14 protein-coding genes are annotated in these 13,801 nt (G+C 66.5%); 13 read left to right on the top strand and 1 reads right to left on the bottom strand.

From position 1 onward, the window contains the following. Positions 1–66: 66 nt before the first annotated feature. A complete protein-coding gene (locus tag AUL38_RS13835; RefSeq protein ID WP_059062967.1) occupies positions 67–474 on the bottom strand; it encodes a phage holin family protein in 408 nt (135 codons plus the stop codon). A gap of 149 nt (positions 475–623) precedes the next feature. Here AUL38_RS13835 and AUL38_RS13830 point away from each other — a divergent pair, with 149 nt between their 5' ends. The 13 genes from AUL38_RS13830 to AUL38_RS13770 all read left to right on the top strand — a co-directional run. Further along, a complete protein-coding gene (locus AUL38_RS13830) occupies positions 624–1,811 on the top strand; it encodes a thiamine pyrophosphate-dependent enzyme (RefSeq protein WP_059062966.1) in 1,188 nt (395 codons plus the stop codon). Next, entirely contained in the window at positions 1,808–2,806 is a 999-nt protein-coding gene (locus tag AUL38_RS13825; RefSeq protein ID WP_059062965.1) for an alpha-ketoacid dehydrogenase subunit beta, read from the top strand. Before AUL38_RS13830 ends, AUL38_RS13825 begins: the two co-directional genes overlap by 4 nt. Positions 2,807–2,882: 76 nt before the next feature. Beyond that, positions 2,883–4,223: a dihydrolipoamide acetyltransferase family protein gene (locus AUL38_RS13820; RefSeq protein WP_059062964.1), complete on the top strand. Its 1,341-nt coding sequence runs from the start codon at positions 2,883–2,885 to the stop codon at positions 4,221–4,223. 143 nt (positions 4,224–4,366) lie between these two features. Continuing rightward, positions 4,367–5,128 carry an SDR family NAD(P)-dependent oxidoreductase gene (locus tag AUL38_RS13815; RefSeq protein ID WP_059062963.1) on the top strand — a complete coding sequence of 254 codons (762 nt, stop codon included), beginning with the start codon at positions 4,367–4,369 and terminating at the stop codon, positions 5,126–5,128. Between the two features lie 214 nt (positions 5,129–5,342). Beyond that, positions 5,343–6,161, top strand: a complete 819-nt coding sequence (locus AUL38_RS13810) for an ABC transporter ATP-binding protein (RefSeq protein ID WP_059062962.1) — start codon at positions 5,343–5,345, stop codon at positions 6,159–6,161. Further along, entirely contained in the window at positions 6,158–6,796 is a 639-nt protein-coding gene (locus AUL38_RS13805) for an ABC transporter permease (protein WP_059062961.1), read from the top strand. Before AUL38_RS13810 ends, AUL38_RS13805 begins: the two co-directional genes overlap by 4 nt. Further along, positions 6,775–7,464, top strand: a complete 690-nt coding sequence (locus AUL38_RS13800; protein ID WP_235590735.1) for an ABC transporter permease — start codon at positions 6,775–6,777, stop codon at positions 7,462–7,464. The genes AUL38_RS13805 and AUL38_RS13800 overlap by 22 nt, the downstream gene beginning before the upstream one ends. 13 nt (positions 7,465–7,477) lie before the next feature. Continuing rightward, positions 7,478–8,398: an ABC transporter substrate-binding protein gene (locus AUL38_RS13795; protein WP_083506906.1), complete on the top strand. Its 921-nt coding sequence runs from the start codon at positions 7,478–7,480 to the stop codon at positions 8,396–8,398. 156 nt (positions 8,399–8,554) lie between these two features. Then, positions 8,555–9,241: a GntR family transcriptional regulator gene (locus AUL38_RS13790; protein WP_059062960.1), complete on the top strand. Its 687-nt coding sequence runs from the start codon at positions 8,555–8,557 to the stop codon at positions 9,239–9,241. After that, a complete protein-coding gene (locus AUL38_RS13785) occupies positions 9,238–10,761 on the top strand; it encodes an MmgE/PrpD family protein (protein WP_059062959.1) in 1,524 nt (507 codons plus the stop codon). The genes AUL38_RS13790 and AUL38_RS13785 overlap by 4 nt, the downstream gene beginning before the upstream one ends. Next, a complete protein-coding gene (prpB, locus tag AUL38_RS13780) occupies positions 10,761–11,672 on the top strand; it encodes a methylisocitrate lyase (RefSeq protein WP_059062958.1) in 912 nt (303 codons plus the stop codon). Before AUL38_RS13785 ends, prpB begins: the two co-directional genes overlap by 1 nt. 39 nt (positions 11,673–11,711) lie before the next feature. After that, a complete protein-coding gene (locus tag AUL38_RS13775; protein WP_059062957.1) occupies positions 11,712–12,893 on the top strand; it encodes a bifunctional 2-methylcitrate synthase/citrate synthase in 1,182 nt (393 codons plus the stop codon). A 184-nt stretch (positions 12,894–13,077) separates the two neighbouring features. Continuing rightward, the coding region (locus AUL38_RS13770; RefSeq protein ID WP_059062956.1) for an electron transfer flavoprotein subunit beta/FixA family protein at positions 13,078–13,801 on the top strand (724 nt) is incomplete at its 3' end.

Genomic DNA, 13,801 nt, shown 5'->3' with positions numbered 1-13,801 from the left:
GCGCAGTCCTATCCCATTCTCCCACGGGGTCAGCCAGCCCGCTGCGACCCTGTTGTGAGGGGTGCGTTACCGCCGGCGCTTCTTGTTCGTGCCGAGCAGGCCGTTCATGATGCTCGCAAGCACGGACATCACGATGGCGCCGAGCACGCCCCACCAGAAGCCATCGACGTATAGCCCGAATCCTGCGGCTCCTGAGAGCCAGGCGATAACGGAGATGAGGATTCCGTTCACGATGAGCCCGAAGAGGCCGAGCGTGAGGATGTAGAGGGGAATCGATACGATCCTGACGATCCTGCCCAGCGTCCCATTGACGAGCCCGAAGACGAGCGCGACGATGAGCATCGTGATGAGCGGCGAGTACGGGTCATCGTTGATGGGCTCGATCCAGAAGCCGCGCGGCCCTGAGCCGCCGACGATGAGGGTCGTCAGCCAGAGCGCGAAGGTGGAGACGAGGACACGCATGATGAGTCGCATGCCGTCAATTCTTGCAGGAGGGCGCAATTTGCGCGAGCGGATCAGGGGAACCTGCGGGGCGAGCGGCGCGCGCGGGCGCGGCTGAGCAGCGCCTCAGACAGGGCTATATATCCGGGTTCGTATGAACCCCGTCGATACACTTGACCACTATGAGCCAGACCCAGCAGCTCGCCGTTGACATGGTGGATCCAGAGCCGATTCGCTTCCTCAACGCCGAAGGTCGGTACTCCCCATCAAGCTCCGCAGCAGACTATGCAGCGGAGCTTGATGGCGTTGGTATCGAAGAGTACAAGCAGTGGTATCGCGACATGGTGGAGACCCGCGCGTTCGACACCGAGGCTACCCATTTGCAACGGCAGGGCCAGTTGGCGCTGTGGGTGCCGAGCATCGGCCAGGAGGGCTGCCAGGTCGGCCTCGCGCACGCTGCTGAGCCCCAGGATCACGTGTTCCCCGCCTACCGCGAGCACACGGTCGCGAAGGTTCGTGGCGTTGATTTTATCGACATGCTGAAGCTGTTCCGCGGCTTCAGTCACGGCGGCTGGGACGTTACCGACCCGAAGAATGGCAACTTCCATCTGTACACGCTCGTGCTCGCCGCACAGACGCAGCACGCCAGCGGATACGCGCTCGGGCAGCTGCTCGATGCGAAGGCGCGTGCCGCCGCAGGGACACTCGACGCGGGGGAGGCCGGCATCGCGACCGGCGAGGCAACGATGGCCTTTTACGGCGATGGCACCTCGAGTCAGGGCGACGCAAACGAGTCGATGATTTTTGCCGCGAGCTACCAGACGCCGGCGGTATTCGTGGTGCAGAACAACGGCTGGGCGATCTCGGTTCCCGTCGAGCGGCAGAGCCGCACGCCGTTGTATCGGCGCGCGCTGGGCTTCGGCATCAGGGCCGTGCAGATCGACGGTAACGATCCGCTCGCTGCGTTCGCGGTCGGCCGCCGCTTCCTGCGGCTCGCCCGGGACGGCCAGGGCCCCGGGTACATTGAGGCGCTCACGTACCGAATCGGCGCGCACACCACGAGCGACGATCCCACACGCTACCGCGAGAACGCGGAGCTCGAGGCTTGGCGCGAACGAGACCCTGTCGAGCGGATGGCCGCGTACCTGCGCGAGCAGGGCGTCGACGATGCCTTCTTTGCCGAGGTCGCCGCCGAGGCGGATCGCAAAGCCAAGCTGGTGCGCGACGAAATCTTGCAGCTGCCACCACCCGACGCCGACGCGATGTTCGCGAACGTCTACTCGGAGGCGCACCCCCGCATCGAGGAGCAGCGGGTGTGGCTCGAACGCTACGAGTCCTCATTCGAGACGAATCAGGAGATGCAGGGATGACCGTCACTACGCTCAGCGAGCGCACCGTACTGCCCATGGCCCGCGCGATCAATGAGGGGCTCCGCACCGCGATGGCCGCCGACGACAAGGTCCTGCTCATGGGGGAGGATATTGGCCCGCTCGGCGGCGTCTTCCGCGTCACGGACAAACTCCAGGCAGATTTCGGTACCGCGCGCGTCCTCGACACCCCACTGGCCGAGGCCGGCATCGTCGGCAGTGCGATCGGGCTCGCGATGCGCGGCTATCGGCCCGTCGTCGAGATCCAGTTCGACGGCTTCATCTTTCCCGCCTTCAACCAGATCGTCACGCAGCTCGCGAAGATCACGAACCGGCACGACGGCAAGATGCCGATGCCGGTCGTGATCCGCGTGCCATACGGCGGCAACGTCGGAGCAATCGAGCACCATCAGGAGAGCCCGGAGGCGTACTTTGCGCACACTCCGGGTCTCAGGGTGGTCGCGCCGTCAACACCGAACGACGCGTATTGGATGATCCAGCAGGCGATCCAGTCACAGGATCCCGTGCTGTTTTTTGAGCCGAAGGCCAAGTACTGGATGAAGGGCGAGGTTGATCCGGCGGCACCCGCGACTTCGCTGCACGGCAGTCGCGTCGCACGCACCGGAACCGATTGCACCATTGTCGCATTCGGGGCCATGGTGACCACCGCGCTGCAGGCCGCCGAGGTTGCGCAGCAGGAGGGCACCAGCGTCGAGGTCGTCGATCTCCGGAGCGTCTCACCCGTCGATTACGGCCCCATGCTCGAGTCCGTTCGCAAGACGGGCCGACTCGTCATCGCGCAGGAGGCATCAGGCAACGTCAGTCTCGGCAGCGAGCTCGCAGCACACGCCGCCGAGCATGCGTTCTATTCGCTGCAGGCGCCGGTGCTCCGCGTCTCGGCCTACGACGTGCCGTTCCCGCCCGCTCGCCTGGAGGGCATGTTCTTGCCAGACGCTGACCGCATTCTCGAAGCGGTCGACCGAACCATGCACTACTGAGGCCGAACCGCCTCACCGGCCGCCGAGCGCGCCGCGAAAACCTACACTTGAACGAAGCAACCCAAAGGAGCCTTCGATGAGCGACATGACGTTTCCCCTTCCCGATGTCGGCGAGGGGCTGACCGAGGCCGAGATCGTCAGCTGGCAGGTCGCGCCTGGCGACGAGGTCACCCTCAATCAGGTGATCTGTGAGATCGAGACCGCGAAGTCGCTCGTTGAGCTCCCCTCGCCATTCGCTGGCGTCGTGACGGAGTTGTTGGCCGAGGTCGGCGACACCGTGCCTGTCGGTTCGCCGATTATGCGGGTGCGCGCTGCGGGGGAGCAGGATCAGGATCACGCTCCCGCGGAAGACCCCGCCACCGCAGCCGCGACAGCCCCCGCCGAGGCGCCAGCAGCTTCAGTTGCGTCCGCTGAGGCTCCGGCAGTAGCCGCCGAGGCAGACGAAGCTGGCGGCGCGGTGCTCGTCGGCTACGGCGCAGCTGGCACGGTCCGCTCACGACGCCGCAGCGGTGGCGAGCCGCTCCTGTCCGGCCCGCCGATTCCCGTCGCTGCGGCTTCGCCGGTCATCGCGAAGCCCCCGATCCGGAAGCTCGCGAAGGATCTCGGCGTGGACCTTACGCAGGTCACGGGTACCGGTATCGCCGGCGAGGTGCTCCGCGACGACGTCGTGCGCCACGGCTCGCAGGCGAGCCTGTTCCGAAACATCACAACGCCTGAGGCGCCCGCGGTGCGCGAGGAGCGCATCCCGCTGAAGGGGATGCGCAAGCAGATCGCGAAGGCGATGGTCACGAGCGCCTTTGAAGCGCCGCACGTTGGCGTCTTCACCGACGTTGACGCGACCCGCACGATGGAGTTCGTGAAGCGGCTGAAAACCTCGACCGACTTCGCTGGCATCAAGGTGTCGCCGTTGCTCATCTTCGCGAAGGCGATGCTCTGGGCGATCCGCCGCAACCCCGAGATTAACTCGACGTTCACCGAAACCGAGATCATTCGACACCACTTTGTGAACCTCGGCATCGCAGCGGCAACGCCCCGCGGCCTCGTCGTTCCGAACATCAAGGACGCCCAGGAGCTCAGCCTCCGCGAACTCGCGCAGGCGATTGAGCAGCTCACGATGACCGCGCGTGAAGGGCGTACGACGCCCGCGGAGATGCAGCACGGCACGATCACGCTGACGAACATCGGCGTCTTCGGGATGGACTTCGGCACCCCGATCCTGAATCCCGGCGAGGTCGCGATCATGGCGATGGGCACCATCAAGGAGAAGCCGTGGGTCGTCGATGGCCAGGTGCGTCCGCGCATGGTGACGACCGTCGGTGGATCCTTCGACCACCGCGTCGTCGACGGCGACGTGATCTCCCGCTTTGTCGCAGATGTCGCGTCGGTGCTCGAAGAGCCCGCGCTGCTGCTCGACTAACGCCACCCCGGAATTCCGGCGGACGTTCCCACCCGAATGCCCGTAGGATCGGCAGTACAGCGTGACCATCTGAGCCGCTCCCCAACGATTCGTGGAGCGAGCCGACCGTGACGGCCAAGGCGGCCGAGAGACGAGGAACCACTATGCAGCTTGAAGGAACCACCGCAGTCATCACCGGCGCAGCATCCGGCCTGGGAGCGGCAACGGCTGCACTCCTCGCCGGCCGCGGCGCGAACGTCGTCGGCCTCGACCTGGCGATGTCGATCGAAAAGGCTGGTGCACCAGCTGCTGGGATCCGCTATGTCGCCGCCGACGTGACGAGCGAGGATGACGTAGCTGCCGCGCTGCAGCTCACTGCGGGGGAGCCGCCGATTCGACTCGTGGTGAACTGCGCAGGCATTGCGCCGGCGAAGCGCATCCTGTCATCGAAGGGCGTGCACGACCTCGAAACCTTCCAGCGCACGCTGAACATCAACGTCACCGGCACCTTCAACGTGATGCGGCTCGCCGCCGAGATCATGGCAGCGCAGGAGCCGGTTGACGAGTCGGGCCAGCGCGGCCTCATCGTGAACACTGCGTCGGTCGCTGCGTACGAGGGCCAGATCGGCCAGATCGCATACGCCGCTTCGAAGGGCGCCGTCGTTGGCATGGGCATCACCGCAGCACGTGACCTCGCACGCAGCGGGATCCGTGTGAACACGATCGCCCCCGGCATCGTGGCGACCCCGCTCCTCGAGGCCCTCGGCCCCGAGGTGAACGCCTCACTCTCAGCCTCGGTGCCGTTCCCGGCCCGTCTTGCGCGCCCCGACGAGTTCGCACAGCTCGTCGCGATGATCGCCGAGCACGACTACCTCAACGGCGAGACGATCCGCATGGACGGCGCGCTGCGGATGGGTCCGAAGTAACCGCCCAACCGCTTCAGGCTTAGCGGGAGACGAGCGTCGTCTCGAACGAGTAGAGGTCGGGCCGCGCCCAGGCGCTTTGCACAGCACGGTCTCCGCGCGCACTACACGGTTATCGAACCGCCCGCACCAACCTCGCTGTCTGATGCGGGTGCTAGGTTAGGGCGCAGTTAGGGCCCGGGGAAGCCGAGCTCGCCAGCGAGCGGGGTGACGACAGATGATCCGATTCGATGCCGTTACAAAGACCTACGACGACGGGACTCGAGCGGTGGGGGAGTTCTCGCTCACAATCCCATCGCACAGGACGGTGGCGCTTGTCGGCTCCTCGGGGAGCGGCAAGACGACGCTGCTGCGCATGGTCAACCGAATGGTCGACCCGACGAGCGGCAGCGTGTTCATTGACGAGGATAACGTCGCCGATGTCGATCCCGTGGCGCTCCGGCGCTCGATTGGGTACGTACTGCAGCAGGGCGGTTTGCTCCCGCATCGCACCGTTCTCGACAACGTCGCGACCGTCGCAGTCCTCGGCGGCACCCCGAAGCCGAAAGCGCGTGCGCTCGCCGCAGAGATGCTCGAGCGCGTCGGGCTCGATCCCGCGCTCGGCAACCGCTACCCGGCACAGCTCTCAGGCGGCCAGCAGCAGCGCGTTGGTGTTGCGCGGGCGCTCGCGCCGAACCCGAACATCCTGCTCATGGACGAGCCGTTCGGGGCTGTCGACCCGATTGTGCGGCGCGAGCTGCAGACCGAACTGCTCCGGCTGCAGCGGGAGCTCGGCAAGACGATCCTTTTCGTCACGCACGACATCGACGAGGCGTTCAGGCTCGGCGATGAGGTCGTCGTGCTCCGGGAGGGCGGCGAGATCGCGCAGTGCGGCGCACCGGCGGATATCCTCGCAAGCCCGGCAGACGATTTCGTGCGCCACTTTATCGGGCTCGACCTCGGCGATGAGGCTCGCACGCTCACGACCAGGAACGTTGACGGCCAACGCATCGTATTCGACCGGGCCGGTCGGCCGCTCGGAGTGATCGAGGAGTGAACTGGCTCGCCCAGAACTGGACCCAGGTGGGCGAGCTCGCCTGGGCGCACCTGCGCCTGAGCCTGCCCGCGATCGCGCTGTCGGTGCTGGTCGCGATCCCGATCGGGCGGTTGTCGTTCCGCTACGGCCGGCTGGGTGGTGCGCTCACGAGTGCCGCGACGCTCCTGTACGCGGTCCCGGCGCTCCCCATGCTCATCATCGTTCCGGCGCTCGTCGGGGTGCCGCTGCGCTCGCCAGCAAACATGATCATCATGCTCACGCTCTACGGCATCGCGCTGCTCGTTCGGAGCGCAGCAGATGGCTTCGCCTCCGTTGATCGCACGGTGCGAGACTCTGCGATCGCGATTGGGCACTCGCCGATGGCGGTGTTCTGGCGGGTCGATCTGCCGCTTGCGCTCCCCGTGATCCTCGCGGGCGTCCGCGTGGTCGCGGTGTCGACAATCAGCCTCGTCACTGTCGGCGCCCTCATCGGCGTCTCGAGCCTCGGCACGTTGCTCACCGACGGGTTCCAGCGCGGTATTTTTGGCGAGGTCCTGACCGGGATCCTCGCGACGATCGCGCTCGCGCTCATCGTCGACGGGGCACTGCTGTTCCTCGGTCGTGCGCTCACCCCGTGGCGAAGGGTGCGCTCGTGAACCTATTCGTCGACGCGCTCGCGTGGCTTTCCGACGGCGCCAACTGGGCTGGGCCAGGCGGTATCCCGACGCGGATCGCTGAGCACCTCTGGGTGACCGCGGCGGCCGTCGCGCTCGCGGCGATCCTTGCTGTCCCCGCTGGCGTTGTGATGGGACACACCCGTCGAGGCGTCGGCGTGATCGGTGCCATCACGGGCGCTGCACGCGCGTTGCCCACCCTCGGCCTGCTGACGGTGTGTGCGCTCTGGCTCGGGATCGGCGTCGGTGCGCCGCTCGTCGCGCTCACTGTGCTTGCGATCCCGTCGCTGCTCGCTGGCGCCTATTCTGGGGTGCAGTCCGTGCCCGCGCAGACAGCCGCGGCGGCGCGGGCGATCGGAATGCGCCCCGCGCAGGTCGTCTGGCAGGTTGAGCTGCCCCTCGCGCTGCCCGTGGTTGTCGGCGGCGTGCGGGCCGCGGTGCTGCAGGTCGTCGCGACCGCGACCCTCGCTGCGTACACCGCGGACATCGGTCTCGGCCGCTACCTCTTTACCGGGCTGAAGACGCGTGACTACGGGCAGATGCTCGCCGCGGCGCTGCTCGTGATACTGCTCGCTGTCATCCTCGAGGTCGTCCTCGCCGCGCTGCAACGCGCCATCGCGAGGCGCCTCACACACGCAGAAACTACCTGAACAGGAGACGAACATGCACACATCACCACGCGCCTCGAGGCGGATCGGTGCGCTCGCCGCGCTCACCCTCGCTGGAACTCTGCTGCTGACGGCTTGCGGGTCGAGCGACCCACTCGCGGCGGACAGCGGGGGAGCAGCCGCCGATACGCTCGTCGTCGGCTCACAGGATTACTACTCGAACGAGATCATCGCCGAACTCTACGCGCAGGCACTCGAGGCTGAGGGCTTCACGGTCGACCGGCAACTGCGGATCGGACAGCGTGAGGTGTACATGCCCGAGATCGAAGCCGGCGCAATCGACGTTTTCCCCGAATACACCGGCAACCTGCTGCAGTACCTCGATCCGAAGACCTCGGTCACCGCGAGCGAGGACGTCTTTACGGCGCTCGAGGCGGCCCTCCCCGAGGGGCTGCGGGTACTCGACCAGTCAGCGGCGAGCGACCAAGACTCGTACGTTGTGACACGGGAGTTCGCAGCGGAGCATAACCTCACGTCGATTGGTGATCTTGCGTCGCTTGATGGGCTGGTGCTGGGCGGGAATTCCGAGCTGGCAGAGCGCCCCTACGGCCCGAAGGGTCTGCAGGAGACCTACGGAGTCAATGTGAGCTTCACCCCGATCGAGGATTCGGGAGGCCCGCTGACAGTCAAGGCGCTCCGTGATGGGCAGGTGCAGCTCGTGGACCTCTATTCCGCCGATCCTGTGTTTGCCGAGGGCGACCTCGTCGCGCTCGAAGACCCAGCGGGGTTGTTCCTCGCCTCGCAGGTCGTGCCGGTCGTGTCTGACCGCGTCGACGCCGACGCCGCCGAGGTCATCAACGCTGTGTCTCGGGCGCTCACCCCCGAAGCGCTTGTCGAACTGGGGGCGAGGTCAGTGACTGATGAGGCGCCCGCCGCGAAGATTGCGGCCGAGTGGTTGCAGACGCAGGGGCTCTAGATCGGGCCGGCGTGGCAGGGGAGTGAATACCGCCACACATGCACGCAGAATGTATGCACTATTTGGTGAATGGTGCGTGAACGCTGGCAATTTGGCGAGTTAGTGTATACGCTAAGAGGTAGGTGACGAGGTAGGGCCTGAACCGGGAGGTGGATCATGCGCGCAAGCGACAGAGCATACGCACGGCTGCTCGACGAGATCCAGCGCGGCGTGCTCGCTCCCGGCACCGTGCTCGGTGAGGTCGAGCAGGCAGCCAGGCTCGGCGTGAGCCGCACCCCGGCCCGTGAGGCCATCGGGAGGCTCACCGCAGCCGGCCTCGCACACCAGCTCTCGCCCCGCGTTACCGTCGTCTCTGCATTCAGCGCGGACGATGTCCGCTCGTTGTTCGAGGTGCGCCGAGCGCTCGAGGAGAACTCGGCGCGGCTCGCGGCTGCCAAGAGCAACCCAGCGGTGTTCTCGGAGCTCGCCGCAGCGTTCGCCGCCGCGCACCCCGAGAACGGCGAAGTCGAGGCTGATGCCTATTACGAGCTCATCGCCCGGTTCGACGCGGCGCTCGATGAGGCAGTCGCCAACCCGTACTTCACGAACGCGCTGCGGACGATCCGCACGCACCTCGCCCGCGCGAGGCGGCTCGCCCGTGACAACCGCGCCAGGCTCCGCGCCTCGGTCGCGGAGCATCGGCTCATTGCCGAAGCGATCGCGGCCGGCGACGGCGAGCTCGCCGCGCACGCCACCCACGTACACCTGCACAACGCGCTCGCCGCAATCCTGACGTCGCTCGCCGCAGCGCCCGCGGGCTCTGAACCACTCACACAAGATCCACTGTCGGAAGGAACACCATGACCATCATTCACAATGTTCGTGTCTACAAGAGCGAAGAGACGCTCGCGCGCGAAGACCAGCTCGCATGGAAGATCGCGGAGGTCGCAACTGACCCCGTCGAGGTCGACGCCGACGTGCTCGACATGATCATCAACCGCATCATCGACAACGCGTCGGTTGCCGCGGCGTCGCTCACCCGCGGCCCGATCATCGCCTCACGTGCGCAGGCCCTCACCCACCCGGTCTCGACCGGTGGCAAGGGTGCCTCGATCTTCGGCCTCGACGCTGAGCGCACGAGCCCCGAGTGGGCAGCCTGGACGAACGGCGTTGCCGTGCGCGAGCTCGACTACCACGACACCTTCCTCGCCGCCGAGTACTCGCACCCCGGCGATAACATCCCGCCGATCCTCGCGGTCGCGCAGCACGTCGGCAAGGACGGCCGCGCCCTCGTTCGCGCAATCGCGACCGGCTACGAGATCCAGATGGACCTCGTCCGCGCGATCTGCCTGCACAAGCACAAGATCGATCACGTCGCGCACATCGGCCCGTCGGCAGCTGCCGGCATCGGCACGCTGCTCGGCCTCGACACCGAGATCATCTACCAGGCAGTGAGCCAGGGCCTGCACACCACCACCGCGACCCGACAGTCGCGCAAGGGCGAAATCTCGACCTGGAAGGCGCACGCTCCCGCGTTCGCCGGCAAGATGGCCGTCGAAGCAGTGGATCGCGCGATGCGCGGTCAGACCTCGCCGAGCCCGATCTACGAAGGCGAAGACGGTGTCATCGCCTGGATGCTCGACGGTCCCGATGCCAAGTACGCCGTGCCGCTGCCCGCGAAGGGCGAGTCGAAGCGCGCGATCCTCGACAGCTACACGAAGGAGCACTCGGCCGAGTACCAGGCGCAGGCCTGGATCGACCTCGCACGCAAGCTCCACGGCGAGCACCCCGAGCTGCTCGATGTCGCGAACGTGAAGAGCGTCGTGCTGCACACGAGCCACCACACGCACTACGTCATCGGCTCCGGCGCGAACGACCCGCAGAAGTACGACCCGAATGCTTCACGTGAAACACTCGACCACTCGATCCCGTACATCTTTGCGGTCGCGCTGCAGGATGGCGGCTGGCACCACGTCGATTCGTACACCCCGGAGCGCGCAAACCGCGCGGACACCGTCGAGCTGTGGAACAAGATCACCACGGCCGAGGACGCCGAGTGGACGCGCCGCTACCACTCCGAGGATCCCGACGAGAAGGCCTTCGGCGGCCGCGTTGAGATCGAGCTCGCCGACGGCACCAAGATCGTCGACGAGATCGCCGTCGCAGACGCGCACCCGCTCGGCGCCCGGCCGTTCGCGCGCGACAACTACATCGCGAAGTTCCGCCTGCTCGCCGAGCCCGTGCTCGAGGCCGCCGAGATCGAGCGTTTCCTCGACCTCGTGCAGCGCCTGCCCGAGCTCTCGGCCGACGAGGTGCGCGAGCTGAACATCGTTGCGAAGGCCGGCGTGATCGACCTCGCGTCTGCTCCGAAGGGACTCTTCTAATGCTGTACTCGAAGGTCACACCGGCCGACAAGCGCCGGCTGTTCCGCGAGCGGCTCGCGACGGGGGAGCTGCTGCGCTTCCCCGGCGCGTTCAACCCGCTCTCCGCCCGCATGATCGAGCAGAAGGGCTTCGAGGGTGTCTACATCTCCGGCGCCGTGCTCTCGGCAGATCTCGGCCTGCCCGACATCGGCCTCACCACGCTCAGCGAGGTCGCGGGCCGCGGTGAGCAGATCGCGCGCATGACCGATCTGCCGGCGATCATCGACGCCGACACCGGTTTCGGCGAGCCGATGAACGTGGCGCGCACGATCCAGGAACTCGAGAACGCTGGCCTCGCCGGCGCGCACATCGAGGATCAGATCAACCCGAAGCGCTGCGGCCACCTCGACGGCAAGGCCGTGGTGGATGAGTCCACCGCGACCAAGCGGATCCGCGCGGCGGCTGACGCACGGCGCGATGACAACTTCCTCATCATGGCGCGCACCGACATCCGCGCGACGGCCGACGGCCCGCACGGCCTCGACCTCGCAAAGGATCGCGCGAAGGCGCTCGTTGACGCGGGCGCCGACGCGATCTTCCCCGAGGCGATGCGCACGCTCGAGGAGTTTGAGGCGATTCGCAGCGCGGTCGACGTGCCGCTGCTCGCGAACATGACGGAGTTCGGCAAGAGTGAGCTGTTCACCACCCAGCAGCTCGCCGATGTCGGCATGAACATCGTCATCTGGCCGGTGTCGATGCTCCGCATTTCGATGGGGGCGACGGGCCGCGCGCTCGACACCATCAGCGCCGAGGGCTCGCTCACGTCGAAGCTCGATGAGATGCAGCATCGCGCTGACCTCTACGAGCTGATTGACTACGAGGGGTACAACCACTTCGATACGAGCGTGTTCAATTTCGAGGTAGAGCGCTAACCGCGCTCTCCGCCCGCAGCACAAGCGAAGGAGCTTATCGTGACAGAAATTCAGAAGGGCCTCGCAGGGGTCGTCGCCGACTTCACGGCGATCTCGAAGGTCAACCCAGAGAGCAATAGCCTGCTGTATCGCGGCTATCCCGTGCAGGAACTTGCGGCCACCCAGCCGTTTGAAGTTGTCGCGTACCTCCTGTGGAACGGCGAACTGCCGACCGAGGAGCAGCTCGCTGAGCTGCGGTCGGAGGAGCGGCGCCACCGTGCGCTCGCGGACAACGTGAAGGCAGCGATCGACCTGCTGCCGCTTGAGGCGCACCCGATGGACGAGGTGCGCACGGCGGTCAGCGTCATCGGCGCTTCGGATGTTTCGGGTGGCGGATCGGTGCTCGACGCCGCCGGCAGCCCCGAAGAGAACCTGGCGCGGAGCGTTCGGCTGTATGCGGCGCTCCCGGCGATCGTTGCCTACGGGCAGCGCCGCCGCCGCGGCGAGGCGCTCGTCGAGCCGCGCGACGACCTCGACTACGCCGCGAACTTCCTGTGGATGACGTTCGGCGAGGAGTCCGATGAGGTCGTTGTCGAGGCCTTCAACCGCTCGATGACGCTGTACGCCGAGCACTCGTTCAACGCGTCGACGTTTACGGCACGCGTCATCACCTCGACGCTGTCCGACCTGTACTCGGCGATCGTTGGCGCTATTGGTGCGCTGAAGGGCCCGCTGCACGGCGGCGCGAACGAGGCCGTCATGCACATCTTCGACGAGATCGGTGACGCAGACAAGGTCGTGCCCTGGCTCGACGCCGCGCTCGCCGAGAAGCGCAAGATCATGGGCTTTGGGCACCGCGTGTACAAGCGCGGCGATTCCCGGGTGCCGACGATGAAGGCAGCGCTTGACACCCTCGTCGAGCACTACGATCGGCCGGACGTCGCGGCGCTGTACGACGCGCTCGAGGGCGAGTTCGTGTCGCGGAAGGGGATCTACCCGAACCTCGACTACCCGTCGGGGCCCGCGTACAACCTCATCGGCTTTGACACGCTCACGTTCACGCCGCTGTTTATCGCCTCGCGCGTGACCGGCTGGACCGCGCATGTCATGGAGCAGACCGCGTCGAACGCGTTGATCCGCCCGCTCTCCGCCTACAACGGCGTGGACGAGCGGCACATCGACGGCTATGTTCCCGACGCTGAAACCCTCGCCGCCGCTGAGCGCGCCGAGGAACAGGCGTAGTCGAAAGCAACAGCCCAGGTCACCGTTGGGTCGCAGTTTCCGGTGGGTGGCGCAACAATTTCCACTTTGAGGCATTCCCTCACGTATGATGCGTTTACGAGGAAAAAAGTGCGCCCCACCGGGCGCTGAGCGGTGCTGCGGCCCGTGATGATTCCAGGCCGCCAGGCCGAGTGAAGGAGAATCGATGAAGATTGTCGTGCTAGTCAAGGAGGTTCCCGACACGTACGGGGATCGAAAACTGAATCTCGAGACAGGGCTCGCGGATCGCGCTGCCTCCGACACTGTCGTTGATGAGATCGGTGAGCGCGCGCTCGAAGCCGCTCTTTCCTTTGCCGACGCGAACGAGGGCACCGACGTCGTCGTGCTCACCGTCGCTCCCGAGAGCGCCGGCGGCACGATCCGCAAGGCACTCGGCATGGGGGCGCACTCCGCCATCCACGTCGTCGACGAGGGGCTGCTGGGAGCTGACCTCGGGCTCACCGCAGAGGTGCTCGCGAAGGCGCTCACGCGTGCGGGATTCGACCTTGTCATCGCCGGGAACGCCTCAACAGACGGCTCGGGTGGCGCGGTTCCCGCGATGCTCGCCGAACACCTGCGCGTCCCGGGTCTCACCGGCCTGAGTGAGGTCGAGATCACCGCTACTGGCGTCTCCGGCGTTCGCCCCGTCGAGGGCGGCGTGCAGAGAGTCTCCGCGGATCTCCCCGCCGTGATCTCCATCACGGAGGCGCTCCCCGAAGCGCGCTTCGCGAACTTCAAGGGCATCATGGCCGCGAAGAAGAAGCCGCTCGAGGTCGTATCGCTCGCAGATCTCGGGGTCGACCCCGAGGATCCGGCATCGGCCCGCTCGATCATGCTCACCGTCGCGGAGAAGCCAGCGCGCTCCGCAGGCGTGAAGATCGTCGACGAGG

Source organism: Leucobacter sp. G161 (genome assembly GCF_001482305.1).
Lineage (GTDB): Bacteria > Actinomycetota > Actinomycetes > Actinomycetales > Microbacteriaceae > Leucobacter.
The sequence above is the reverse complement of the archived record's forward strand: the minus strand, read 5'-3'. Positions and strand labels throughout refer to the sequence as shown.

What these genes read in the sequence shown, in the direction of transcription:
- AUL38_RS13835 (WP_059062967.1), bottom strand. Translation starts at nt 474, where the DNA reads ATGCGACTCATCATGCGTGTCCTCGTCTCCACCTTCGCGCTCTGGCTG.
- AUL38_RS13830 (WP_059062966.1), top strand. Translation starts at nt 624, where the DNA reads ATGAGCCAGACCCAGCAGCTCGCCGTTGACATGGTGGATCCAGAGCCG.
- AUL38_RS13825 (WP_059062965.1), top strand. Translation starts at nt 1,808, where the DNA reads ATGACCGTCACTACGCTCAGCGAGCGCACCGTACTGCCCATGGCCCGC.
- AUL38_RS13820 (WP_059062964.1), top strand. Translation starts at nt 2,883, where the DNA reads ATGAGCGACATGACGTTTCCCCTTCCCGATGTCGGCGAGGGGCTGACC.
- AUL38_RS13815 (WP_059062963.1), top strand. Translation starts at nt 4,367, where the DNA reads ATGCAGCTTGAAGGAACCACCGCAGTCATCACCGGCGCAGCATCCGGC.
- AUL38_RS13810 (WP_059062962.1), top strand. Translation starts at nt 5,343, where the DNA reads ATGATCCGATTCGATGCCGTTACAAAGACCTACGACGACGGGACTCGA.
- AUL38_RS13795 (WP_083506906.1), top strand. Translation starts at nt 7,478, where the DNA reads ATGCACACATCACCACGCGCCTCGAGGCGGATCGGTGCGCTCGCCGCG.
- AUL38_RS13790 (WP_059062960.1), top strand. Translation starts at nt 8,555, where the DNA reads ATGCGCGCAAGCGACAGAGCATACGCACGGCTGCTCGACGAGATCCAG.
- AUL38_RS13785 (WP_059062959.1), top strand. Translation starts at nt 9,238, where the DNA reads ATGACCATCATTCACAATGTTCGTGTCTACAAGAGCGAAGAGACGCTC.
- prpB (WP_059062958.1), top strand. Translation starts at nt 10,761, where the DNA reads ATGCTGTACTCGAAGGTCACACCGGCCGACAAGCGCCGGCTGTTCCGC.